The following is a 23,071-nucleotide window of genomic DNA, read 5'->3' as shown; positions in this document are numbered from 1 at the left end:
ATGCCAGCCATCGCGTTCCGGGGCATCCGGAAGTCCTACGGCGACACGCCGGTCATCCACGAGTTCTCCACGGAGATCCCGGACCGGGAGTTCCTGGTGCTGCTCGGCCCGTCCGGGTGTGGAAAGTCCACCATGCTGCGCATGATCGCCGGGCTCATCGACATCACCGGCGGTGATCTGCTCTTCGACGGCCAACGGGTCAACGACCTGGAACCCAAGCAGCGCGACGTCGCGTTCGTCTTCCAGTCCTACGCGCTTTACCCACACAAGACGGTGCGGGCCAACATCGCCTTCCCGCTGTTGATGAGCCGCTTCCGCTGGTGGCAGCACATCCCGGTCGTCGGCATGGTGGCGCGCTGGCGGGCGATGCGCGACCCCGCGATCACCACGAGAATCGAGCACATCGCCGCGACCATGGAGCTCACGCCCTACCTCGACCGCCGGCCGCGCACGCTGTCCGGCGGGCAGCGGCAGCGGGTCGCACTGGCCCGGGCTCTGGTTCGGGAGCCCTCGATCTACTTGCTGGACGAGCCGCTGTCCAACCTGGACGCCAAACTGCGGGCACAGATGCGCACCGAGATCACGGCGCTGCACCGGCGAGTGGGAGCGAGCTTCGTCTATGTGACGCACGACCAGGTCGAGGCGATGACCATGGGCACCCGCATCATCCTGCTCAACGACGGCGTCGTGCAGCAGAGCGGGACCCCGCAGGAGATCTACGACGAGCCGGCGAACACCTTCGTGGCCCGGTTCATCGGTTCGCCGGCGATGAACCTCTTGCCGGTCACGGTCCAGGGCGGACAGGCCACGATCGACGGCGGAACGACCCTGCCCGCCGGCGGGGTACCCGACGGGACGGCCCTGCTGGGCGTGCGGGCGGAGAAGGTGCGGGTCGCCGCGACGGGCCCGGGCCTGCCGGCCCGGGTGGCGGTGGTGGAACGGCTGGGCGCCGAGACCGTGGTCGGTTTCCGGCTCGGGCTGGCCGCCAACAGCGAGGTGTTCGGCGCGGCCGCTGTGCGCGACCTGCACTACGCGAAGGTACCGGGTGACGCCGGCCTCGTCGTCGACGACGAATGCCGGGTGCTGCTCGACCTGAGCGGCGCCTGCTGGTTCGACAGCCACAGCGGTGCGCGCATCGGCGCGCGGAAGGATGTGCGTGTCGCATGAAGGCACCGCGCTACGCCGGGCCGCTCGAACTCGTCGTCACCGATCTCGACGTTCCGGCTCCGGCCGACGACGAGGTGCTCCTTCCCACGCCTCGACCCTGACAGGCGACACGAACCTGCCCCGCTGCGCGGGGTGTCCCAATTCCTCTCCGCGGCGAAAGCCGGGGGTCTCCTCGGGAGGGCTCGATGAGCCGTACTGTGGTGGTGGCAGGCGGCGGCACCGGCATCGGCCGGGCGGTCGCCGCGACGTTCGTCGGGAGCGGCGACCGGGTGGTGCTGGTGGGCCGGCGCGAACCGACGCTCCGCGCCGCGGCGGAGACGCTTGGCCCCACGGCGACCTGGGTCGCCGCCGACCTGAGCACGGCGGACGGTGCCGCGCAGGTGGCCCGCGCGGTGGACCGGGTGCACGTGGTTGTGGCAGGTGCCGGGGGCACGGGCGCGGCGGTGCCGTCCGAACTGGACGCAATCGCCCGAGAGTGGCGTGCCGACTTCGACCAGAACGTGCTGACCGCCGTGCTGCTGGTGGCCGCGCTGCGGCCAAAGCTGGCCGAGCAGGGCCGGGTGATCGGCATCGGCTCGATCGGCGCCCAACTCGGCAGCGGCTACAGCGGCTCGTACGGTGCGGCAAAGGCGGCTTTGCACGCGTGGATCTTCTGGCTCGCCGCGGAACTGGGGCCCGCCGGGGCCACCGCCAACCTGGTGTTACCCGGGTACGTGTCGGACACCGAGTTCTTCGGCGAACGGATGACCCCGCAGTTCCACCAGGCCAGGGTCGACCGCACCCTGGTCGGACGCGCCGGTACACCCGAGGACGTGGCGTCCGTCGTGGGCTTCCTGGCCTCGCCCGAGGCATCGTTCATCACCGGGCAACTGGTGGGAGTCAACGGAGGAACGGTGTTGGGACGTTGAGCCACAAAGACGCTCGCCCATGGGACGGGCGAGGTCTCCCCGTGCGCTACCGGCGCTGGCCTTCTACGACCCGCCGGCAAGCTGCATCCGCACGCCGCGGCGCCCGTACCGCTGGTGAAGGTCAGGCCGAGGCGGCCGCCCAGGACCCGGCCCAGGAGGCGGCGAAACGCACCCGGCCGGCGCCGGTCTGGCCGACGTCCGAATCGGCCCAGTTGCGTACCCGGTCGCCGATGGCGTCGGCCGCCTGCTGGCCGCCTGCGTTCAAGGTGGCCCCAGGCCGGTGCCGGTGCGTCACGGCAGCCGCCGCTCCTGGGCCTGCCTCGGCACCGGCGCCCGGACCCCAGCGACGTCGCCGTGGACCTTGTGTCCGCAGCGTCCAGCTAGACCCAATACCGCTGACTTAATCGGTCAATCTCGAAGCCCGCCGTGCAGTGGACGAGCATCGACTCGCCCCGGCGGAACCTGTCGGGATTCGCTGGATTCGGCTCCGTGCTGCTTCCTACCCAACCCAGGTCGATGGCGCGTTCGCCGATGCTGCGGACCCGGGCATGGGTGCGGTTGTCGGCGGACGGCGCGGTGAGTACCTATAGCAGCCTGGCCATTCAACTGGCGGAGTACTTGTATTCGAACCCCGCATGTATTCGTCCCGGGTCGCGCTGGACGGCTGCGTGTAGTGGGCCCGGTTCGGTCCGGATGTGATCGATCACGAGGTTGTCGGCTGCCTGCATGCCAAGTTCGGTAATGAGATCGGCCAGTTCGGGGGCGCTGGCATGCGCGGACAGCCTGCCTGACGTGCTGACCCACATTCGGTTCGTGGGTGCTGTTGCGTTCGCCGATTGGAAGGCGCGTTGAGCTTCAGGTACGCCGAGCTTAGATTGCGGTGGCGAGCTCGCGGAACGCCGCGGCGATGCGCAGTCCGGGTGGGGCGTCGAGCCCGAGTTCGTAGTGGCCGCGGCGAAGGTTCTGCATGAACGCGTGTCCTGCGATGATCGTCCGTGCGGTGCGGTCGGTGCGCATGCCGCGCATTGGTCTGAGCCGGTGCTTGAGCTGGCCGTGATCGGCCTCGATCGGGTTGTTGGCATAGCGTTCAACGTGGTGCCACGCCGACGGGACCAGCTCATCGAGCACGGCCGGGTACACCGGTGCCGCGTCGGTGACCACCTCGCTCGGTGTCACCTTCAACGTGGCCAACGCTCGGCGGAAGAACCGGCGGGCCGCGGCAGCGTCGCGGCGGGCTGAGACGAGCACGTCGATGACCTGGCCGTACTGGTCGACGGCCCGGTACACGTGCCGCCATACGCCGTTGACCTTGATGTACGTCTCGTCGACGAACCACCTGTCGCCTGGTGAATGCCGGCAGAACCTGGCGGCGTCGGCCAGCAGCGGTGTGAACCGCTGCACCCACCGGAACACCGTCACGTGGTCGACCTCGACACCGCGCTCGAGCAGCAGCTGCTCAACGTCACGGTAGGACAGGCCGAACCGCAGATACCAGCGGACCGCGACCACGATCACCTCGGGCGGAAATCGGAACCCGGCGAACGCTGACCCCGGCGGCATCATCGGGCGTTGGTGGGTAGCGACCTTCATCGCTCAAGCCTGCCTCGATCATGCCCACCGTCAACGCAACAGAGCCATCGCGTTCATTCTCGGGACCCGAACGCCGCAGAGGACGGTCTGGATGCCGGCGTCGGCGAGGACCTCGTCGATGAGGGCGGGGAGCTTCCCGTCCCGGTCCCTGATCAGGTGGCGCGCCCGGCGGCCCGCGTCTTCGAGGTCCATCACGAGGTTCTTGATGGCCTGCGCAACCCAGCCCGCGGTCGGATGTGCGGTGGTGCCGAGGATGCGGATGCGGCGGTTGGCGTGCTCGATGACGGCGAGGATGTACTGGCGCTGTCCGGTCCGGGTGACGGTCTCGATGAAGTCGCAGGCGAGCAGCGTTTCGGCTTGGGAGCGCAGGAAGTCGGCCCAGGTCGTGACGCTTCGCTGGGGCGCGGGGTCGATGCCCTCGGTCTTGAGGATCTCCCAGACGGTGGAGGGGGCGACCTTGATACCGAGGGTGGTGAGCTCGCCGTGCACCCGCTGGTACCCCCGTTCGGGTTCTCCCTGACCAGGCGAAGAACGAGGGCGCGTATGGAGCGGACGGTGGGCGGGCGTCCGGGCCGCTTGGGTCGGCAGGTGCGCGCGTGACGCTGATGCATCAGGTCGCGGTGCCAGCGCAAGACGGTGTCCGGTCGCACCAGCAGCCGTAGCCTGTGCAATACCTGGCGGGGAGGGGAGCGAGAAGAGCGGCGAGGAACGCCCGGTCCTCGGCCGCGAACTTCACCCGGTCAGTGCCGAGTTGCCGCTCCAGGACGGTGATCTGATACCGCAACGCCAGGATCTCCACGTCTTTGTCGCGATCCCCCACCGGCAGCAGACGCAACGCGGCGAACGCGTTCGTGACAGTTAGGTAAGCCAGGCGCAGCAGCACGAGAGATCATCCTGCCGCGTCCCGCTCCGGTCTTGACCGCCGGGCGACCCGTTGACCAGGAGGAGGCAGACAGGATCCGCCACCTGCATGGATGGCATTATCGGCAGGCGCAATGTCCAGGATGTCCCATGCACGCCCAGCCGGGCACCCCACCGCTCAGCCCGGCCCCGACCCGAACCAGGCGATTCTCGGCGTCGACACGCACAAAGATGTCCACGTCGCCGCGGTCATCACCACGCTCGGCGTCCAACTCGGCGACGCGACCTTCCCGACCACCGCCACGGGCTACCGCCGGCTGCTGGCCTGGGCCCGGACCTTCGGCATCCTGGACCGCGCCGGGGTGGAAGGCACCGGCTCCTACGGCGCCGCCCTGACCTGGTTCCTACGGCGCCACCAGATCGCCGTGATCGAGGTCAACCGCCCCGACCGCGCCGCCCGCCGCCGCCACGGCAAGACCGACACCATCGACGCGGTCGCCGCCGCGCATGCCGTGCTGTCCCAACGTGCCACGACCACCGCCAAGACCGCCGACGGACCAGTCGAAATCCTGCGCCTGCTCCGCCTCGCCCGAGCTTCCGCGGTGAAGTCCCGCACACAGACCATCAACCAACTCAAGGCTGTCATCGTCAGCGCTGACCCGGCCCTGCGCGACCAGCTCGCCGGCTGCACCAACGCCGCCCTGATCCGCCATTGCGCCGACCTACCAGACACCACCCCCACCGACGTTGCCACCGCCACCCGATACACGCTGCGCCGCCTCGCCCGACGCATCCAAACCCTCACCACCGAGGAACGCGAACTCCAACAGCAGATCACCGCAGTGCTGCAGAGCCACGCCCCGCACCTGTTACAACGCAACGGGATCGGCCCCGACAGCGCCTCCGCGCTCCTCGTCGCAGCCGGCGACAACCCCGAACGGATGCACACCGAAGCCTCCTACGCCGCGCTCTGCGGCGTCAGCCCCGTCGAAGCCTCCTCCGGCAAGACCCGCCGACGACGGCTCAACCGCGGCGGCGATCGCCGCGCCAACGCCGCCCTCTACCGCATCGCGCTCACCAGAGCCCGCACCGACCAACGCACCCGCAACTACCTCGACCGACGCACCGCCCAAGGCCACACCCGCCGAGAAGCCATCCGCTGTATCAAGCGCTACATCGCCCGCGAGGTCTACCACCTGATCCAACAGCTCAACCCGGCAGGCCAAACCCCACGAACCGCTTGACAAACATAGGGGCATCGGACCCAAACCAGTTCAGTGGGCAGCGAAAACTGCTTGGCTGGACCCGCCTGACCAGAACACCATCGCAGACGGCGCCGCCTGAGGAGAATCGAGGGTATGACCAACGACCTGGTGGCGTTCATCGAGGCACGGCTCGCCGAGGACGAGTCGATCGTCAGCATCATCTCGGCGGGCGGCTATGCAGCGCAGGTGTGGCGCGTCAAACCGGACCAGCCCGGCGGCTGGCGAGAGATCCGAGCGTTCGACCGCACCGGTTTCACGGACCTTTCACAGGCGTACGACGAGGTCGGTGAGCCGGTCGCGGTCGTGCCAGGCAGTCGCAACCAGCACATCCACATCGCCCGTCACGATCCCGCCCGGGTGATCCGCGAGGTGGAGGCCAAGCGGCGGCGGCTCGAGCGGCACAAGCCGGGCTATGCCAGCGGTCAAACTGAGTACGGCAGACACGTAGAGGTGTACCGGCGCGATGACGGCAAGACGATCGAGGTTCCGGTTCAGGACGACGAGCCGCGCGAGCCGAACTGGTGCCGAACCTGTGAAGAGCCCACGCCGTGCCGGGAACTCCGCAACGACGCATCGGTCTGGTCCGACCATCCCGACTTCCCCGAATGGGCGGTATGAGCCGGGACCGTTGCGTGGGGTGAAATGCAAGTTCACCCTCCCACTCACCCATAGCAGGTGATGGTGCTCGGCCGTAAATCGAAGTTATGTTCGGCGGCAACAGGAAACGGCTCGGGTCGGCACGCTGACCCCCTGTAACGACTTGGAGAACCCCCAGTAGCCGAAGTTCGGGAGGGTGGATGTCGTACGGGCGACCGACCGATGCGCCGCACCTTCGTCATCCGCAGGCAGCGATGATCCGCAGCAGCGCGGACAGTCCGTATGGTGACTCGGTCGTCGTGGCGCAACGGCTCCTCGGCGGTCGCTACCGGGTCGAACGGGTACTGGGCCGCGGAGGCATGGGCACCGTCTGGCGCGGCCACGACCTGCGACTGGACCGGCCGATCGCCGTCAAGGTGCTGTCCGGTGAGGGGCTGGGCCTACCCAAGGCTATGGAACGCTTCGGCCGCGAGGCGCGCGCGGTGGCCCGGCTGTCGCACCCCAACGTCGTCCCGGTGTACGACTTCGGCGCCCAGGACGGCGAACCGTACCTGGTCATGGAACTGGTCGACGGCCCGACAGTGGCGGACCTGCTGGCCGAGGGCCCGCTGTCGATCGCCGACGTCCTCGCGATCTCCTCGCAGATCTGCGACGGGCTCACAGCCGCACACGCAGCCAAGATCGTTCACCGCGACATCAAGCCGACCAATCTCATCGTGACCGCCACCGGCGTGGTGAAGATCTGCGACTTCGGTGTGGCCCGAATGCTCAACGCCACCGAATACGCCGACCTGACCGGGTCGGCCATCGCCATGGGCAGTCCCAAGTACATGGCGCCCGAACAGATCAACGGCGAGCCGGTCGACGCCAGGACCGACCTGTACGGTCTGGGCTGCAGCATGTACGCGATGCTCATCGGCCATCCACCGTTCTCGACCGGCTCTCCGTTGAGCGTCGTTCAACAGCACGTTACGACGACACCGGAACCGCTTCGGGTTCGTCGCCCTGACGTGCCGGCCAGCGTGGAAGCTCTGGTGGCCGACCTGCTCGCCAAAACACCGGACGAACGCCCGCCGGATGCCACCACCGTCCGGAAACGCATGGTCGCGGCAGCGGATCGGACGGCGCACGGCGCATCGGGCGCCCTCCCTCGATACGCTGTCTCTTCGGCGGCGGACTTGGCGGCCGCACCGCCGCGCAGCGTAAGGTCTGCGGAGGAGCGAACGCCGCCGCTGGCGCCAAGGTCGAGGCGGTGGCTGCTGTGGGTGGCCGCCGCAGTCGCCGCGGCAACGGTCACCCTGACGGCACTCATCGCCACCATGCCGCTGACGAACCGGTCAGGATCACATCGCGGGGTACAGCGGCTGCTCGCAACCGACTCCCCGGCGGCGGTCAACACCTCACCGAGCGTGGCCCTCACGAGTGCGGCGCCGACCACGGCCCGTGCGCAGACCCAGCCGTCACCGACGGAATCCGCGCCACCGCCGCCGATGGATCCGATCGTCGCTATGCACCAGATCATTCAGGAGCAGGTCGACGCCGGATATCTCAAGGCGGACGCTGCCGGGGCGCTGAACCACATGATCGATGACCTGGCCAAGTCCATAGCCAACACCAGACCTGACGACGAGGCCAAGAAACTCAAGGCGCTGCGGGACAAGCTGGCCGGCCTGTACAGAGAAGGCAAGCTGACTGACTCCGCCTACACCGCGCTCAACAGCCAACTCGACGCGGTCGCTGCTGAGGTGGGCTGAGTCGTGAATGATCAGCGTGCCGAAATGCCGCGGGCCACCAGCTCGGTGGGGAGCACCACCGTACGCGGCCAGGACTGGTCTCCATCGATCCGGCGGAACAGCAGCTCGGCGGCGGCCCGGGCCAGCTCGCGGATGTCGTAGGCGATCACTGTCAGCGGGTACGGCACCAGGCTGGCCAGGTCGAAGTCGTCGAAGGCGAGCAGCGCGGCCTCGCTGCTGCGCCGGTGGAGTTCCTCGATCACGCCGAGGGGGTTCCGAGCTCGACCTCGGCGCACAGGAAGGAGTGGTCGTGGCCGGCCGGGACCACGAGCAGCCCGTCGACCCGGCGGGCGCACATGTCCCGCAGCAGTTGCTGCTCGCGCGCCGGATCCTCCTCGGAACTGGCGATGATGAGCATCGTGTCGCGTTGCCGAGCGACCTCGGCGGCCGCTCCCGTGATCGTCGCGTAGAACGGATTGGCGATCTCCTCGATGAGCAGCCCGATTGTGGCGGTCGCCTGCCCGGAGCGCAGCGAGCTGGCCAGATGGTTGCGGCGGAAGCCGAGCTCGGCCACGGCGGCGAGCACCCGCTCGGCCAGCTCGGGCTGGACGTGCGGCGCGTCGTTCACCACCCGCGACACGGTCTTCAGGCTCACTCCGGCCCGGGCGGCCACGTCCGCCATCGTGGCCGCCTCGTGCGGCCCAGGTCGCTCGTCGCGCGACAGACGATACCGGCGCACCGGTAGCCCTTGACAACGTTGCCAAGGTAGTTGGGGCATTCTGTCCAATTTGCCGCTTCCGCCCGGCCGTTTTGCCCCGATGCCATGGCGATGAGCTGCGGCAGCCACTGCCATTTCGAGATGGTTACATGGATGTATCTTGACAACGTTGTCACCCGGCGAAAGGCTGGCGATTCCGGGCGTGCCCCATGCGCCCGCGATCACCCCTGGAGTCCCGCATGAAGGTGCCCGACGGCGACCCCGTCGCTTTCCTCTTATCTCGCCGGCGGCTAGCTGGGGCCGCCGCACTGCTTCTGCCGGTTGGGCTGCTCGTCGCCGCGACCACGGCAAGTGCCGCAGCACCGCCCGGCGATTTCAGCTCCTCATTCGAGTCGAACGACCCACGACCCGCGGCGAGCGCCGTCGAGCTCAACGCAAGCGGCAAACCGGTCCAGGAAAATCTGAGCGGATCGAGCCCCACCGGACTGCCCGGCAGCCTGCTCAGCCAGGTCAGCGCGGTGACCGCAAGTGCCGAGAACCCGCCAAACGAAACCGCGGTGAAGCTCGCCGACGCCAATCCGTCGACCAAGTGGCTGGCCTTCAACCCGACCGGCTGGGTCGCCTACCGGCTCTCCCAGCCCGCGACGGTCGTGAAGTACTCGCTGACCTCCGCAAACGACGCGGCGAGCCGCGACCCCAAGGACTTCACGGTGCAGGGGTCGAACGACGGCAACCAGTGGTTCGACCTCGACCGACGCACGGGCCAGTCCTTCAGCGGGCGGTTCGCCACCAACACCTACAGCTTCACCAACACGACCCCCTACGGCTACTACCGGCTGAACATCACCGCCAACTCCGGTGACTCGCTGGTCCAGCTCGCCGACTGGGACATCAGCGACGGCTCCAACGTCCGGCCGCCGGCCACCCCGATGGTCAGCGTCGTGGGCACCGGCCCGGCCAGCGGCTACAACATGAAGCCGAGCGCCGGGTTCACCGGGCTGGCGTCGCTGCGGTACGCCGGCGGCGCCGAGGCCGACGCCCGCTCGTACGCGACCAACAAGCTCTTCGACGTGAACATCCCGGTCGGACCGAAGACCCGGCTGTCCTACAAGATCTTCCCCGAGTACACCGCGCAGGACGCCCAGTACCCGTCCACCTACGCCACCGTCGACCTGCACTTCACCGACGGCAGCTACCTCAGCGGGCTCTCGGCGATCGACCAGCACGGGTACGCACTCACCGCCGCCGGGCAGGGCGCTTCGAAGGTGCTCTACGCCAACCAGTGGAACGCGGTGCAGTCCGACATCGGGGCGGTCGCCAGCGGCAGGACGATCGACCGCATCCTGCTCGCCTACGACGATCCCCAGGCCACCGCCGCAACCCGGTTCCAGGGCTGGATCGACGACGTCACCGTGGCGGGCACGCCAGCGCCGACCGACGGCTCCAGCCTGACCAACTACGTCGACACCCGGCGGGGGACCAACGCGTCGGGCTCGTTCTCGCGCGGCAACAACCTGCCGATCTCGGCGGTGCCGAACGGCTTCAACTTCTTCACGCCGGTCACCAACGCCACCTCCAACTCGTGGGAGTACGAGTACCAGTCGGCCAACAACTCGGCCAACCTGCCCACGCTGCAGGGACTCGCGATCTCGCACGAGCCCAGCCCGTGGATGGGCGACCGCAACCAGATGTCGGTCATGCCGGTGTCGGCCGGCGGATCCCTCACCGGGACGCCGAGCAGCCGGGCACTCGCCTTCAGCCACAACGACGAGACCGCGCGGCCGGACTACTACCGGGTCAAGACGACCAACGGCCTGATCGCGCAGATGTCGCCCACCGACCACGGCGGCATCATGCAGTTCACCTTCCCCTCGGGGCAGGCCACCGGAAGCCTCGTCTTCTACAACGGCACGTTCACCATCGGCACGGACGGCACCTTCACCGGCTGGGTCGACAACGGCAGCGGCCTGTCGGTCGGTCGCAGCCGGATGTTCGTGTCCGGGACGTTCGACCGGGCGCCGACGGCGCGCGCGGCCACGTCCGCCACGTTCGACACCTCGGCGAACCAGCAGGTGACGCTGCGCATCGCGACGTCGTTCATCTCCGTCGACCAGGCCCGCAAGAACCTCGACATGGAGGTCACCGGCCGAAGCTTCGACGAGATCCACGCCGCCGCGACCGCGGCCTGGACGGACCGGCTCGGCCGGATCGAGGTCCGCGGCGCGACCGAGACGCAGCTGGTCTCGCTCTATTCGAACCTGTACCGCCTGAACCTGTACCCGAACTCGCAGTCGGAGAACACCGGCACCGCGGACGCGCCGCACTGGCAGTACGCGAGCCCGGTCTCGGCGGCGACCGGCACGTCGACCGCCACCACGACCGGCGCGAAGATCGTCGACGGGCAGATCTACGTCAACAACGGGTTCTGGGACACCTACCGCACCGTCTGGCCCGCGTACACGCTGCTGTACCCGGACATCGCGGCCAAGATCGCCGACGGGTTCGTCCAGCAGTACCGCGACGGCGGGTGGATCGCCCGCTGGTCGTCGCCCGGCTATGCCGACCTGATGACCGGTACCAGCGCGGACGTCGCGCTCGCCGAGACGTACCTCAACGGCGTCGCGTTGCCCGACGCGATCAGCGCGTACAACGCGGCGGTCAAGGACGCGACGGTCGCGTCCGGGCGCAGCGGGGTCGGCCGCAAGGGCATCGAAACGTCGCTGTTCCTCGGCTACACGCCGACCTCGACGGGCGAGTCGGTGTCGTGGGCGCTGGAAGGCTTCATCAACGACTACGGCATCGGCAACATGGCCGCCGCCCTGGCCAAGGACCCAGCCACGCCGAAGGAGGAGCGCGACCGGCTCAAGGAGGAGTCGCAGTACTTCCTGCAGCGGGCCCGCAACTACGTCAACCTGTTCGACCCGAACACGAAGTTCTTCCAGGGACGCGACGCCTCCGGCAAGTTCCTCAACGGCAACCCGCTGGACTGGGGTGGCGTCTACACCGAGACCGACGGCTGGAACTTCGCGTTCACCGCGCAGCAGGACGGCCAGGGGCTGGCCAACCTTTACGGCGGGCGGAAGGCGCTGGAGCAGAAGCTCGACGAGTTCTTCGCCACGCCGGAGAAGGCCGACCACCCCGGTGGGTACGGCGGCACGATCCACGAGATGCTGGAGGCGCGTGCGGTACGCATGGGCCAGCTCGGCATGAGCAACCAGCCGTCGCACCACATCCCGTACATGTACGACTTCGTCGGCGCGCCGCAGAAGACGCAGGCGATCGTGCGGGAACTCCTGCAGCGCCTCTACGTCGGCAGCGAGATCGGCCAGGGCTACCTGGGTGACGAGGACAACGGCGAGATGTCGTCGTGGTACATCCTCAGCTCGCTGGGCTTTTACCCGCTGCAGGCCGGCTCGTCCAACTGGGCCATCGGCTCGCCGCAGTTCAGCCAGATGACCGTCCACCGCAAGAGCGGCGACATCGTCGTCAACGCGGCGAACAACAGCACGAAGAACGTCTACGTGCAGAGCGTGAACGTCAACGGCAAGAAGCAGAAGGTCACCTCCATCGACTCGTCCGTGCTCGCCAACGGCGGCACCATCGACTTCCAGATGGGGCCGAACCCGTCGTCGTGGGGCACCAGCAACAACGAAGCACCGCCGTCGCTGACCAACGGCAACGCGACGCCCAAGCCGCTGCAGGACACCACCGGCCCCGGTCTCGGCACCGCGACCGCGACCGGCGGGCAGGACGCGTCGAAGCTGTTCGACGACTCGTCGACCACGCAGATGACGTTCACCTCCGGCACGCCGCAGATCAACTGGGCGTACCGCGGCGGCATGCAGACGCCGACGTACTACACCCTCACCTCAGGTGCGAAAGCGGGCGACCTGACGGACTGGCAGCTGCAGGGCTCCACCGACGGGATCACCTGGACCACCGTCGACTCCCGCAGTGGCCAGACGTTCCCGTGGCGCAACCAGACTCGGCCGTTCCGGATCAGCAACCCGGGGCAGTTCGCGCAGTTCCGCCTGGTCGTCACGAAGACCACCGGCGCCGCGCAGGCGAACCTCGCCGAGATCGAACTGCTGGCCGGCGGCGACGTCCAGCTCGGTGGCGGCGCCATCACGGTCACCACCGTGGGCACCGTGCACGCGCTGTCCGAAGCCGCGGTGTCCGTGCCGCTGGCCTCCGTCACCGGGGGCACCGGGAGCGGGTACCAGGCCACGATCAACTGGGGTGACGGCACGCCGGCCACCACCGGCACCACGACGCTGAGCTCGCGGGCCGTGTACAACGTCAGCGGTTCGCACACCTACGCCAAGCCCGGCTACTACCAGGCCTCCGTCACGGTGACCGACGGCACCAGCCAGGGCACGGCAACGGTCGGCGTCGACGTGGCCTACACGCCGAAGTCCAGCCTCACCGCCGCGTTCGACACCGTCTGCATCGGCGACGAGGGTGTCCGAGCCGCCAACTGCGACGCCAAGAACTGGGCGTACGACCGGGCCGCACTCGCGGCGGCGGGCGTCACCCAGGGCCAGCAGCACGGGGTTCCCGGCACGGCGCTGAACTTCACGCTGCCCGCGGTCCCTGCCGGGCAGCTGGACAACGCGACCGGCAACGCCAACACGATCGTGCTCAACCTGCCGTCCGACGCCAAGAGCATCTCGTTCATCGGCGCCGGTACGCAGGGCAACCAGAGTACGACCGGCACGGCGACGTTCAGCGACGGCACCACCGCCAGCATCCCGATCCAGATGAGCGACTGGACGCTGGGCGGCAACCCCAACGGCACGCCGTCCTACGGCAACATCGTCGTCGCCAAGACCGCGTACCGACTGCTCGGCACGAGCCGGGACGGCGCCCAGCCGTTCCTGTTCGCCACCGCGCCGTACCAGATCCCGGCCGGCAAGACGCTTGTCTCGGTGACCCTGCCGGCGCAGACGGGCGACCCCGGCTCGGCGGGCCGGATCCACGTGTTCGCCATCGCCAACGACGGCACGCCAGCCGCGGCGCTGACGACCACGGCACCGAAGGACCAGACGGCCACCGCCGGGCAGGCGCTCAACGCCACGCTCGGTTCGGTGACCGGTGGCGTCACCGACTCGACCGGCTACCACGCCAGCGTCCAGTGGGGTGACGGCACGGTTCCGCAGGACGCCACGGTCAACGCGTCTGGTGCGATCAGCGCACAGCACCCGTACGCGCAGAACGGCACGTACACGGTGCACGTCACCGTGTGGGACACGTTGTCGAGCAGCACCGTGACGTTCACCGTGACGGTGGCGGGCGCCGGCGCGCAGCCGGCGATCTCGGCATCGCCGTCCGTCGGCGCCGGGGAAACGGTCACCGTCAACGGCACCGGGTTCGCCGCCGGCGAACAGGTGAGCATCGAGCTCGGCGGCGCGGGCAACGTGACGGTCAAGGCCTCCGCGGCGGGCGCGGTCCACACGTCGATCGCAGCACCGCGTGACGCGGAACCCGGCCTGTACGCGGTCACCGCCGAGGGCGCATCCTCGCAGGCCCCGGCGACGGCGACCGTCGAGGTGACCGGGCAGTCGGCCCAGCCGGCGTACCAGCCCCAGGTAACCCTGTCGGACACCGAAGGCCCGCGCGGTACGGCGATCACGGTCAACGGTTCCGGGTTCGCCCGGAACGAGGCAGTCACGGTCACCTTCGGTGACGGCCTCTTCGCCATGACCGTCCACGCGAACGGCGACGGCGTCATCTCCGGCGCGGTCATCAGCGTTCCGGGGGCGGCAGTACCGAGTTCGACCAGCATCACGCTGGCGGGCGCTGATTCGGCGACCCGGGTTGAGCTGCCCTTCACGGTCACCAGCCCGAACTAAGCCGAGGTAGTCAACGCCGCTGGTGAGCGAGCCGTCATCATGGCCCGCTCACCAGCGGCGTTGCTGTTTCCGTGAGGGGCAGCGGGTCAACCCCGGCCTGAGCAATGTGAACGACCACCGATTGCCGGCAAGGGGGCTCGTCGGTGTTGCTCACCGAGATTCTGCTCGCGTACGTCGTTGTACTCGCGCTCAGCGGACTGTTGATGATCGTTCTCGGAGGCGTCGGCTTCCGGCAGGGCGGCGGAGCCCGGGCGGTCGAGGTCCTCGTCGGGATCGGCTTCCTCGCGTATGCCGACTACCTGACGTTCGTCTTCGACGGCGGCCGGGTTGCCTTCGTGTACCGTGCCAAAACTGCGTTTCAGGCGTGAGCTGGGGATTTGCCTAGTAGATCAAGCGGCCCGGTGATACTCGTTGATCACGCCGCCCAGGACGCGGCGTCGCCGGACCGGCTTGTCGATCGCGATGACCACGCCGGGTTCGTGGTCGGGTGGATGCTGATCCAGGCTCTGGTGTGGCCGGTGCCGGTCGAAGTGGTCCTCATAGTCGCGTAACACCGCACGGGCATGCTGTTCGTTGTAGATCAATACCCGATCGGTGCACTCAGCCCGGATGCTGCGCACGAAGCGTTCCGCGAACGCGTTCGCCCGGGGTGTGCGCGGCGGAGTCTTCACCACGTCGATGCCTTCGGCGGCGAACACGGCGTCGAAGGCCGCGGTGTACTTCGCGTCGCGGTCGCGGATCAGAAACCGGAACCGTGTCACACGCTCGCCGAGGTCTATCACCAGGTTGCGGGTCTGCTGGGTGGTCCAGGCAGCGGTCGGGTGGGCGGTGACGCCGAGGATGTGCACCCGCCGGGTCGTGATCTCCATGACGAACAGCACATACAACCGCCGCAACGCGATGGTGTCGATGTGGAAGACGTCGGCCGCCAGCAGCCCGGCCGCCTGAGCGCGCAGATCGGGTCAGCTCAGCTGGTCGTACTCGTGCGGCGACCTGGAGGGGACTGCCGGGGAACGCCAGGCGCTCCAGCGCCCGTGGAACTCGCGTCGAGCGCCGACGTCGATGCGCGGACCGTCGAGATCGAATGGCCCGTCCCCGGCGTCGCCTGAGGGACCAGCGGTCGAGCAGCGGCAGCGCGGCAACGTCACGTATGACATGGACCGACTCGCTCCAGATAGTTGCGACCGGTCGCAACTATCACGGTAGGCTGACAAGGTGACGACGCTGGTCCCTGGCCTTGACGGCGACGAGGAGATCCTGTGGCGGTCCCTTGTCGAACTGCTCGTGCGGCTCCCGCACGTCCTGGACGAACAGTTCCACCGAGACGCCAAGGTGGCCATGACCGAGTACTCGGTGCTGGTCGCACTCTCCGAAGCGCCGGTCGGCGGGCTGCGGATGGGCGAGCTCGCCGAGGCGACCGCACTGTCCCGCAGCCGGATGAGCCGTGTCGTCGATAACCTGGTACGCCGGTTATGGGTCACACGTCGCAAGTGTGAGCAGGACGGCCGCAGTCTGTTCGCCGCCGCCAGTGCGGAAGGACTGGCCCGTGCTGGCCGCGGCCTATCCAGGGCACCTGGCCCGCGTGCGTTCACTGGTGCTGGACCACATCGCAACGAGCGAGACGCGCGCGATGATGCCGGCGCTGTCGCGGATCCTGGTCGCGCTCCGCGAGAACGCCGCAAACGACTGACGAAAGCCCGTATGAGACCACTTGGTTGCGGTTAGTAAGTTGCTTGCGGACACAACTAATTTGATTGATACTGGCAGCACACGGCCGGCACATTGAGCCACGCCACCGACAGAATCGGGACATCCCGTGTCAGCCTCCCCATCCCAGGACGTGCTCCTGCCCGTCGGCACCTACCGCATCACGCCCAGCCATTCGTCCGTCTCGTTCACGACCCGGCACTTCTTCGGCCTCGGACGGGTGACGGGCATCGTCTCCGTGGCCGGAGGCGAGATCCACATCGCTGATCCGTCCGAGCGCTCCTCCGTGACGGCGCAGTTGCGGCCAACAGCATCACGAGTGGCAATGGCATGCGGGACCTGCAGGTCAGATCGCGGATGTTCCTGCACGCTCGCAAGCACCCGGTCCTCACGTTCGAGTCGACCGCGACGATCCCGACGCGGGACGGCTGGGTCGTCCGTGGACTGCTCACCGCCAAGGGCAGGACGGCGCCCGTCGAGCTGACTGTCCTGTCCATCGGCACCGACGAGCAGCGTCTTGCCATCGAGGCGGAAGGGCGGGTCGACCGCTACGCCCGCGGCGACACCCTGATGAAGGGCATGGCCGCACGCCACCTCGACCTGCACCTCGCCGTCGTCGCGGTACCCGCCTGAGAGGGGCCTACCCCGGCCGCGGTCTGCCGCTCGACGAGACCGGGCCGCATGCAACCCGTGCAGCGGGCCGCTGCACACGCGGCAACAGCGAGACCTTACGTCCGCACGCAACGAAAACTCGAGACTCCCGTGACGTCATTGCCCAAGTCGGATCGGCGCACGTTCCTGCGCCAAGCCTCTATGGTTGCGGCTGTTCCGGCCGCAGCCGGTCTGCTGGCCCTCAACCTGCCCGGCAACGCCTTTGCGGCCTCGATGGCGGCCGCGCCCGCAGATGCCCTGCCGGACTACGCGCCGGTGCCGCCCGGCGCGTTCGGCCCCGCCGTCAACGCATCGGGCTACTACGTCGGACAGATCAGCGGGAACCTGTACTGGGTCACCGACGGCTTCTACCAGTCCATGTTCCTGACCACCACCGAGGGCGTCGTCCTGGTGGACGCGCCGCCCACCATCGGTCGCAACCTGCTGCGGGCCATCGAAGAGGTCACCTCGGCCCGCCGCCGCCCCAGCCGCGTGACCCACCTGGTGTACTCCCACTCGCACGCCGACCACATCGGCGCCGCGGCGATCTTCGGCAACGGCGTCAAACGGGTCGCGCATGCCGAGACGAAGCGCCTGCTCAAGGCGGCGCGGGACACCAACCGCCCGCTGCCGACCGTCACCTTCGACGACTGCTACGAACTGCAGGTCGGCGGTGAGCGGCTGGCGCTGTCGTACCACGGCCCCAACCACAGCCCCGACAACATCTTCATCAGCGTCCCGTCCGCGGCGACGCTGATGGTTGTGGACGTGATCTTCCCCGGCTGGGTTCCGTTCAAGAACCTCGCCGAGTCACAGGACGTCCCGGCCTGGATCGCCGCCCACGACACCGTCTTGGCAACGCCTTGGCAGACGCTGATCGGCGGGCACCTCGGCCGGCTCGGCACCCGCGCCGACGTCGCGTTGCAGCGTGACTACGTCAACGACCTCGCCTCCAGCACCCGGGCCACCCTCGGCGCGCTGGACCCCACGCCGTTTTTTGCCAAGTACGGCGCCACCGGCAACGCCTGGGCCATCTTCAAGTCCTACCTCGACGCCGCTGCCGAACAGGCCGCCGCCCCGGTCGCCGCCAAGTACACCGGACGACTCGCCGCAGCCGACGTCTTCACCACATCGAACGCGGCTGCCATGGTCAACTCCATGCGGATCGACGCCGACATCCTCGGCCCCTTCGCCATCCACCCGTAGCGCGACGGCCCATTCATCTCGCTGGTCGTGTCCGTCTCTCAGGGGACGGACCGGACCCGGCCTGGCTCGGCGTACACGCCGAGCCAGGCCACAGGAAGCTCCACTTCTGCCGGCCGCGGCCGGGCACCATCCGCATGCGGCTACATGGGGTCCATCTCACATCCTCTTCTGACTCAAATGTTCGCCCAAAATGCTAGCTTCGGTTGAGAGAAGTCAGCTAGGGAGCGTGAGAGCCGTGACCATCCGTTACGAAGTGTTCGTTGCCGACCCCATCCCGCTCAACGTCGATGAGCCAGTACCCAACGGCGACCGGCGGGCATTCTCCCCGTTGTCGGTCACCCTGATCTCCGGTGCGCAGGACGCCGTGCTTGCCGACCCTCCGCTGACCACGGCGCAGGCAGAGCAGGTCGCTGCCTGGATCGACGCGAGCGGCAAGCGCCTCACCCACATCTTCGCCACACATGGTCATGGTGACCACTGGTTCACCGCCGGCCTGCTCGCCGACCGCTTCGGCGCCGAGGTGGTCGCCTCCGCCGGCACCATCACGCAGATGCACCGCAACGTGGCCATCCGCGCGGGCTTCTGGGACAAGCTGCTGCCTGGCCAGATCCCCGACGCGCCCGTCACGGCCACCACCCCGGCGGGCAACCGCTTCCACCTGGAGGGCCACGAATTGCGCATCGTCGAGGTCGGCCACAGCGACACCGATGACACCAGCGTCCTGCACGTACCCGACCTCGGCCTCGTCGTCGCCGGCGACGTCATCTACAACGACGTCCACCAGTTCCTCGTCGAGTCCAAGGACGGCGGCCGCGACGCATGGCGCAACGCCATCGACACCGTCGAAGCCCTCCATCCCCGCTACATCGTCGCCGGCCACAAGAACAAGGACCTCGACGACGACGCCGGCCGCACCATCACCCAGACCCGCGAATACCTCGACACCGTCGACGAACTGCTCACCCGGCACACCACCGCACTCGGATTCTTCGGCGGAATGCTCGAACGCTTCCCCACCCGGCTCAACCCCGGCGCCCTCTGGGGCGGCGCTGTCGCCCTCTACGCCTGAGCGAGGAGGCAGTCATGCGAGACGCGGTCATTGTCGATGCGGTACGCACACCCGTGGCCAAGGGCAAGGCGGGCGGCGGCTATGCGCACATCCATCCGGTGGACCTGCACGCGCACGCGCTGCGCAGCTTGCTCGCCCGGGTGCCGGGGCTCGACCCGGCCGAGGTCGACGACGTGATCGGCGGGGCGGTCGCACAGGTCGGCGAGCAGAGCACCAACACCACCCGGCTCGCCGCGCTGGCCGCAGGGCTGCCGGAGTCGGTGCCCGGCGTGACCGTCGACCGCCAATGCGGCAGCAGCCAGCAGGCACTCAGCTTCGCCGCCCAAGGGCTCATCGCTGGGGCGTACGACATCGTCATCGCCTCGGGGATCGAGTCCATGAGCCGGGTGCCGATCGGTAGCAGCGCGCTTGTCGGCGGGGTGCGGGCCGACGTCGCCGGCGCCTCGGTCGCCGCGCGCTACCCCGGCGGCCTCGTCCCGCAGGGCGTCAGCGCCGAGCTGATCGCCCGCAAGTGGGCCCTGTCACGGACGCAGCTCGACGAGTTCGCCGCCACCAGCCACCGGCGGGCGGCCGAGGCGTGGCGGACCGGGCGGTTCGCCGCCGAGGTGGCCCCGGTGCCCGGCGCCGAGCTCGCCCGCGACGAGACGATCCGACCGGACACCAGCACCGAGCGCCTCACCGGCCTACCAGCGGCCTTCGCTGACGAGCACTGGACCCACCGCTTCGGCGAGATCGACTGGAAGGTGACGGCCGGCAACTCCAGCCCACTCAACGACGGCTCCGCCGCGTTGCTGCTGACCACAAGCGAGACGGCGCGGCGGCGGGGCTGGCGACCCCGCGCGCGCGTCCACACCGCCACCGTCGTCGGCGACGACCCCATCTTCATGCTCACCGGCATCATCCCGGCCACCGCCAAGGTCCTCGCCCGAGCCGGGCTGAGCATCTCCGACATCGACGTGTTCGAAGTCAACGAGGCGTTCGCCTCTGTCGTGCTGGCCTGGCAGGCCGAGACCGGCGCTGACCCGGCGAAGGTCAACGTCAACGGCGGCGCGATCGCTATCGGCCACCCGCTCGGCGCCAGCGGCGCCCGCCTGGCCACCACCCTGCTCGGCGTGCTGGAGCGCACCGGCGGGCGGTACGGCCTGCAGACCATGTGCGAGGCCGGCGGCACCGCCAACGCCACCATCATCGAACGGCTCGACACCTGAACCGACCGGAGGATCATCATGAATACCGACACAACTCCAGCGGCGCCGTCGCTGGTAGCCAGCGACGTGGTGCACGTGTCCCAGCCCGGCGACGGCCAGCTGCGCGTCGTGATCGACAATCCGCCGCTCAATCTGTTCGACCCGACCGTGTTCGCCGGGCTGCACCTGTTGCAGGAGTACATCGAGGCCAAGGGCGACGAGATCCGCGTGGTCGTCTTCGAGTCCAGAAACGCCGACTTCTTCTTCGCGCACCTGGACTTCGCCACGATCGCCCAGGTTCCCGACATCCCGGGAGCGCAGAACATCATCGAACACTGGCCCGCGTTCAGCACCTGGCTCACCGCCGCCCCGGTGGTCAGCATCGCCAAGATCCGGGGCCGGGCCCGCGGCATCGGCAACGAGTTCGTCGCCGCCTGCGACATGCGTTTCGCCAGCCTTGAACGGGCTCGGCTGTGCCAGATCGAGGTCGGCTTCGGCGTCGTGCCCGGCGGCGGCGGCCTGGAGTGGCTGCCCCGGCACGTCGGCCGGTCCAGGGCCCTGGAGATCGCGCTGAGCGCCGACGACTTCGACGCCCGGACCGCCGAAACATACGGTCTGGTCAACCGTGCCCTGCCCGACGCGGAGCTGGACGGGTACGTCGACGCGCTCGCCCGGCGCATCGCGAGCTTCAACCCGGCCGCGCTGAGCACGGTCAAGCAGCTCGTCGACAAGCGCCTGCCGCCGCCGGCCGAGGCCGAGTTGCGTGAGAGCTTTGCTGCGATCCTCCGGCTGACATCGACCGACGCGGTGAAGGACCTCCAGCAGCGCCTGCGCGCCAAGGCCGGTGGTTCCCTCGGCCCCGCCGAGCTCGATCTGCCCACGCTGTACGGAACGAGGTGAGCACGGCATGCGCATCGTGACCGGCAGGTCGCAGTGGCAGGGCTCGTTCCGGGAGGGCGCCGGGACGTTGTCCACCGCGAGTGCAACGCTGCCGGACGCGCCGTATACCTACGCGAGCCGTTTTGACGGCGCCGCCGGTGCCTGCCCGGAAGAACTGCTCGCAGCCGCCCACGCCGCCTGCTACAACCACGCCCTGGCCAACATCTCCGGTCTGCGCCACACTCCGGTCGCCTCGATGACAACGACCGCGGAGGTGACGATGGGCCGCGACGATCAAGGCCCCGCCATCCTGGCGCTGCACCTGACGGTCGAGGCGAAGGCACCCGGCATGTCCGAAACGCTCTTCCAGGACCTTGCCGAACGTGCCAGGGCCGGCTGTGCCTTCTCCAAGGCCCTGGTGCTGGAGCCGACCCTGACGGCGACACTCGTTGCCTGAGCTGGATGGCAGACTGGTGTCGAGGCAAGCCAGATCGGTACATTCGATGGATGAATGATCTGCTCCGGAACCGGGACGGCTGGTCGATGGAGAACTGCTCGATCGCACGGACGTTCGAAATCATTGGAACCCGCTCGGCCATCCTCGTGCTCCGTGAGGCGTTCTTCGGCGCCCGGCGGTTCGACGACTTCGCGCGCAGGGTAGGGGTCGGCGAGCCGGCGGTGGCCGCCCGGCTCAAGGAGTTGACCGCAGACGGGCTCCTGGAACGCGTGCCGTACCAGGAGCCCGGGCAGCGCACGCGGTACGAGTACCGGCTGACCGCGAAGGGCCGGTCCTTGCTACCGATCATCACCGCGCTGCGGGACTGGGGTGACACCTGGGCGGCCGACCTGGTCGGGCCGCCGCTGCGATCGGTCCACCGGGACTGCGAAGCGCCCGTCCATGCGCGGCTGGTGTGCGACCATGGCCATGATGTCGCGCCGGGCGACCTTGAGATCCAGGCCGGTCCAGGACTGATCGAGGCGCCCTGAAGTTGCGGCCGGGCGCAATTCCGCCGGTACGCTGCTGCGATGACGACCCCCGTGCCCGGACTGGACCGCGACGAAGAGATCCTCTGGCGATCCTTCGTCGAAGTGCTCGTGCGACTCCCTCGCGTGCTCGACGAGCAGTTCGACCGGGAGGCCAAGGTCGGTATGACGGACTACTCCGTCCTCGTCGCACTGTCCGAGGCGCCGGACGGCGAGCTGCGCATGGGCGAACTCGCTGAGGCGGCCGCGCTGTCCCGCAGCAGGGTCAGCCGCGTCATCGACGAACTCATACGCCGGTCGCTGGTGACCCGCCGCAAGTCCGAACAGGACGGGCGCAGCGCGCTCGCTGCCCTCACCCCCGAAGGCCTCGCTTTGCTGGAGGCCGCTTACCCAGGCCACCTCGCCCGGGTCCGCGCACTGGTCCTCGACCACATCACACGGAGCGAGATGCGCACAATGACGCAGGTGCTGACCCGTGTTCTTGCGGCCCTGCGCGAGACCGCGGACACCGACTGAGGCGACCACGATCTTGCGCACGACCTTCCGCCGTTGCGCCGCGATGTATCTGACACCCTGCGTCTGGCCCCCCTTTGGGCGTAACGTGACGCAGCTTGGACTGGCTTGCGATGTCCGCCTGGTATCCAAGCAGTCCGCACCCGCTGACCCGGCGATCTCGGGGCATCCATACTCTGTCGTA

General features: G+C 68.7%; 21 protein-coding genes and 3 pseudogenes. 17 read left to right on the top strand and 7 right to left on the bottom strand.

The window, feature by feature from the left end:
• On the top strand, positions 1 to 1,167 hold the full coding sequence (locus AB0I21_RS20305) for an ATP-binding cassette domain-containing protein (protein ID WP_360563123.1): 1,167 nt from the start codon (positions 1 to 3) through the stop codon (positions 1,165 to 1,167).
• 185 nt (positions 1,168 to 1,352) lie between these two features.
• The gene (locus tag AB0I21_RS20300) at positions 1,353 to 2,075 is read left to right on the top strand and encodes an SDR family oxidoreductase (RefSeq protein ID WP_360563122.1); all 723 of its coding nucleotides are present in this window, start codon (positions 1,353 to 1,355) and stop codon (positions 2,073 to 2,075) included.
• 121 nt (positions 2,076 to 2,196) lie between these two features.
• On the opposite strand, the gene AB0I21_RS20295 is transcribed toward AB0I21_RS20300, so the two are convergent.
• The 4 genes from AB0I21_RS20295 to AB0I21_RS20280 form a co-directional block, all read right to left on the bottom strand.
• Positions 2,197 to 2,340, bottom strand: a complete 144-nt coding sequence (locus AB0I21_RS20295) for a hypothetical protein (protein ID WP_360563120.1) — start codon at positions 2,338 to 2,340, stop codon at positions 2,197 to 2,199.
• Between the two features lie 605 nt (positions 2,341 to 2,945).
• Positions 2,946 to 3,635 carry an IS6 family transposase gene (locus AB0I21_RS20290; RefSeq protein ID WP_360563255.1) on the bottom strand — a complete coding sequence of 230 codons (690 nt, stop codon included), beginning with the start codon at positions 3,633 to 3,635 and terminating at the stop codon, positions 2,946 to 2,948.
• A 60-nt stretch (positions 3,636 to 3,695) separates the two neighbouring features.
• Positions 3,696 to 4,154 carry a hypothetical protein gene (locus tag AB0I21_RS20285; RefSeq protein WP_360563118.1) on the bottom strand — a complete coding sequence of 153 codons (459 nt, stop codon included), beginning with the start codon at positions 4,152 to 4,154 and terminating at the stop codon, positions 3,696 to 3,698.
• Positions 4,155 to 4,275: 121 nt separating this feature from the next.
• Positions 4,276 to 4,548 carry a hypothetical protein gene (locus tag AB0I21_RS20280; protein WP_360563116.1) on the bottom strand — a complete coding sequence of 91 codons (273 nt, stop codon included), beginning with the start codon at positions 4,546 to 4,548 and terminating at the stop codon, positions 4,276 to 4,278.
• A 121-nt stretch (positions 4,549 to 4,669) separates the two neighbouring features.
• Between AB0I21_RS20280 and AB0I21_RS20275 the strand changes: the two genes are divergently transcribed.
• The 3 genes from AB0I21_RS20275 to AB0I21_RS20265 all read left to right on the top strand — a co-directional run bounded on the left by AB0I21_RS20275 (position 4,670) and on the right by AB0I21_RS20265 (position 8,142).
• Positions 4,670 to 5,770 carry an IS110 family transposase gene (locus AB0I21_RS20275; protein WP_360563114.1) on the top strand — a complete coding sequence of 367 codons (1,101 nt, stop codon included), beginning with the start codon at positions 4,670 to 4,672 and terminating at the stop codon, positions 5,768 to 5,770.
• A 114-nt stretch (positions 5,771 to 5,884) separates the two neighbouring features.
• Entirely contained in the window at positions 5,885 to 6,409 is a 525-nt protein-coding gene (locus AB0I21_RS20270) for a DUF6221 family protein (protein WP_360563112.1), read from the top strand.
• A 179-nt stretch (positions 6,410 to 6,588) separates the two neighbouring features.
• Positions 6,589 to 8,142: a protein kinase gene (locus tag AB0I21_RS20265; RefSeq protein WP_360563110.1), complete on the top strand. Its 1,554-nt coding sequence runs from the start codon at positions 6,589 to 6,591 to the stop codon at positions 8,140 to 8,142.
• Positions 8,143 to 8,153: 11 nt separating this feature from the next.
• On the opposite strand, the pseudogene AB0I21_RS20260 reads toward AB0I21_RS20265, so the two are convergent.
• Positions 8,154 to 8,803 (bottom strand): annotated as a pseudogene (locus AB0I21_RS20260) (LacI family DNA-binding transcriptional regulator).
• Between the two features lie 275 nt (positions 8,804 to 9,078).
• On the opposite strand from AB0I21_RS20260, the gene AB0I21_RS20255 reads away from it, so the two are divergent.
• Positions 9,079 to 14,691 (top strand): GH92 family glycosyl hydrolase, encoded by a 5,613-nt coding sequence (locus AB0I21_RS20255; protein ID WP_360563108.1) that lies wholly within the window; start codon positions 9,079 to 9,081, stop codon positions 14,689 to 14,691.
• Between the two features lie 143 nt (positions 14,692 to 14,834).
• A complete protein-coding gene (locus AB0I21_RS20250; protein ID WP_360563106.1) occupies positions 14,835 to 15,059 on the top strand; it encodes a hypothetical protein in 225 nt (74 codons plus the stop codon).
• Positions 15,060 to 15,080: 21 nt separating this feature from the next.
• On the opposite strand, the gene AB0I21_RS20245 is transcribed toward AB0I21_RS20250, so the two are convergent.
• Together AB0I21_RS20245 and AB0I21_RS20240 are read right to left on the bottom strand one after the other, a co-directional pair.
• Positions 15,081 to 15,560, bottom strand: coding sequence for an integrase core domain-containing protein (locus tag AB0I21_RS20245; protein ID WP_360563105.1), 480 nt, complete (start codon positions 15,558 to 15,560; stop codon positions 15,081 to 15,083).
• A 328-nt stretch (positions 15,561 to 15,888) separates the two neighbouring features.
• Positions 15,889 to 16,011 carry a hypothetical protein gene (locus AB0I21_RS20240; RefSeq protein ID WP_360563264.1) on the bottom strand — a complete coding sequence of 41 codons (123 nt, stop codon included), beginning with the start codon at positions 16,009 to 16,011 and terminating at the stop codon, positions 15,889 to 15,891.
• An 18-nt stretch (positions 16,012 to 16,029) separates the two neighbouring features.
• Between AB0I21_RS20240 and AB0I21_RS20235 the strand changes: the two are divergent.
• The 10 genes and pseudogenes from AB0I21_RS20235 to AB0I21_RS20190 form a co-directional block, all read left to right on the top strand.
• A pseudogene (locus AB0I21_RS20235) lies at positions 16,030 to 16,191 on the top strand (MarR family transcriptional regulator); the annotation flags it as partial.
• 46 nt (positions 16,192 to 16,237) lie between these two features.
• Positions 16,238 to 16,381 carry a hypothetical protein gene (locus tag AB0I21_RS20230; protein WP_360563262.1) on the top strand — a complete coding sequence of 48 codons (144 nt, stop codon included), beginning with the start codon at positions 16,238 to 16,240 and terminating at the stop codon, positions 16,379 to 16,381.
• A 126-nt stretch (positions 16,382 to 16,507) separates the two neighbouring features.
• A pseudogene (locus tag AB0I21_RS20225) lies at positions 16,508 to 17,031 on the top strand (YceI family protein).
• Between the two features lie 180 nt (positions 17,032 to 17,211).
• The gene (locus AB0I21_RS20220; protein ID WP_360563103.1) at positions 17,212 to 18,255 is read left to right on the top strand and encodes an MBL fold metallo-hydrolase; all 1,044 of its coding nucleotides are present in this window, start codon (positions 17,212 to 17,214) and stop codon (positions 18,253 to 18,255) included.
• A 235-nt stretch (positions 18,256 to 18,490) separates the two neighbouring features.
• Entirely contained in the window at positions 18,491 to 19,324 is an 834-nt protein-coding gene (locus tag AB0I21_RS20215; RefSeq protein WP_360563102.1) for an MBL fold metallo-hydrolase, read from the top strand.
• A gap of 14 nt (positions 19,325 to 19,338) precedes the next feature.
• Positions 19,339 to 20,532 (top strand): acetyl-CoA C-acyltransferase, encoded by a 1,194-nt coding sequence (locus AB0I21_RS20210; RefSeq protein ID WP_360563100.1) that lies wholly within the window; start codon positions 19,339 to 19,341, stop codon positions 20,530 to 20,532.
• Positions 20,533 to 20,550: 18 nt separating this feature from the next.
• Positions 20,551 to 21,411 carry an enoyl-CoA hydratase/isomerase family protein gene (locus tag AB0I21_RS20205; RefSeq protein WP_360563098.1) on the top strand — a complete coding sequence of 287 codons (861 nt, stop codon included), beginning with the start codon at positions 20,551 to 20,553 and terminating at the stop codon, positions 21,409 to 21,411.
• 7 nt (positions 21,412 to 21,418) lie between these two features.
• Positions 21,419 to 21,847 (top strand): OsmC family peroxiredoxin, encoded by a 429-nt coding sequence (locus AB0I21_RS20200; RefSeq protein WP_360563096.1) that lies wholly within the window; start codon positions 21,419 to 21,421, stop codon positions 21,845 to 21,847.
• Between the two features lie 50 nt (positions 21,848 to 21,897).
• Positions 21,898 to 22,377: a helix-turn-helix domain-containing protein gene (locus AB0I21_RS20195; RefSeq protein WP_360563094.1), complete on the top strand. Its 480-nt coding sequence runs from the start codon at positions 21,898 to 21,900 to the stop codon at positions 22,375 to 22,377.
• A 39-nt stretch (positions 22,378 to 22,416) separates the two neighbouring features.
• Entirely contained in the window at positions 22,417 to 22,890 is a 474-nt protein-coding gene (locus tag AB0I21_RS20190; RefSeq protein ID WP_360563092.1) for a MarR family transcriptional regulator, read from the top strand.
• Positions 22,891 to 23,071 lie beyond the last annotated feature (181 nt).

Source organism: Dactylosporangium sp. NPDC050588 (assembly GCF_040654975.1).
GTDB lineage: Bacteria > Actinomycetota > Actinomycetes > Mycobacteriales > Micromonosporaceae > Dactylosporangium > Dactylosporangium maewongense.
Note: the sequence above shows the minus strand (reverse complement) of the source record. Positions and strands in the feature narration are given on the sequence as shown.

What these genes read in the sequence shown, in the direction of transcription:
- AB0I21_RS20305 (WP_360563123.1), top strand. Translation starts at nt 1, where the DNA reads ATGCCAGCCATCGCGTTCCGGGGCATCCGGAAGTCCTACGGCGACACG.
- AB0I21_RS20300 (WP_360563122.1), top strand. Translation starts at nt 1,353, where the DNA reads ATGAGCCGTACTGTGGTGGTGGCAGGCGGCGGCACCGGCATCGGCCGG.
- AB0I21_RS20290 (WP_360563255.1), bottom strand. Translation starts at nt 3,635, where the DNA reads ATGCCGCCGGGGTCAGCGTTCGCCGGGTTCCGATTTCCGCCCGAGGTG.
- AB0I21_RS20275 (WP_360563114.1), top strand. Translation starts at nt 4,670, where the DNA reads ATGTCCCATGCACGCCCAGCCGGGCACCCCACCGCTCAGCCCGGCCCC.
- AB0I21_RS20270 (WP_360563112.1), top strand. Translation starts at nt 5,885, where the DNA reads ATGACCAACGACCTGGTGGCGTTCATCGAGGCACGGCTCGCCGAGGAC.
- AB0I21_RS20265 (WP_360563110.1), top strand. Translation starts at nt 6,589, where the DNA reads ATGTCGTACGGGCGACCGACCGATGCGCCGCACCTTCGTCATCCGCAG.
- AB0I21_RS20255 (WP_360563108.1), top strand. Translation starts at nt 9,079, where the DNA reads ATGAAGGTGCCCGACGGCGACCCCGTCGCTTTCCTCTTATCTCGCCGG.
- AB0I21_RS20245 (WP_360563105.1), bottom strand. Translation starts at nt 15,560, where the DNA reads ATGGAGATCACGACCCGGCGGGTGCACATCCTCGGCGTCACCGCCCAC.
- AB0I21_RS20220 (WP_360563103.1), top strand. Translation starts at nt 17,212, where the DNA reads ATGGTTGCGGCTGTTCCGGCCGCAGCCGGTCTGCTGGCCCTCAACCTG.
- AB0I21_RS20210 (WP_360563100.1), top strand. Translation starts at nt 19,339, where the DNA reads ATGCGAGACGCGGTCATTGTCGATGCGGTACGCACACCCGTGGCCAAG.
- AB0I21_RS20205 (WP_360563098.1), top strand. Translation starts at nt 20,551, where the DNA reads ATGAATACCGACACAACTCCAGCGGCGCCGTCGCTGGTAGCCAGCGAC.
- AB0I21_RS20200 (WP_360563096.1), top strand. Translation starts at nt 21,419, where the DNA reads ATGCGCATCGTGACCGGCAGGTCGCAGTGGCAGGGCTCGTTCCGGGAG.
- AB0I21_RS20195 (WP_360563094.1), top strand. Translation starts at nt 21,898, where the DNA reads ATGAATGATCTGCTCCGGAACCGGGACGGCTGGTCGATGGAGAACTGC.
- AB0I21_RS20190 (WP_360563092.1), top strand. Translation starts at nt 22,417, where the DNA reads ATGACGACCCCCGTGCCCGGACTGGACCGCGACGAAGAGATCCTCTGG.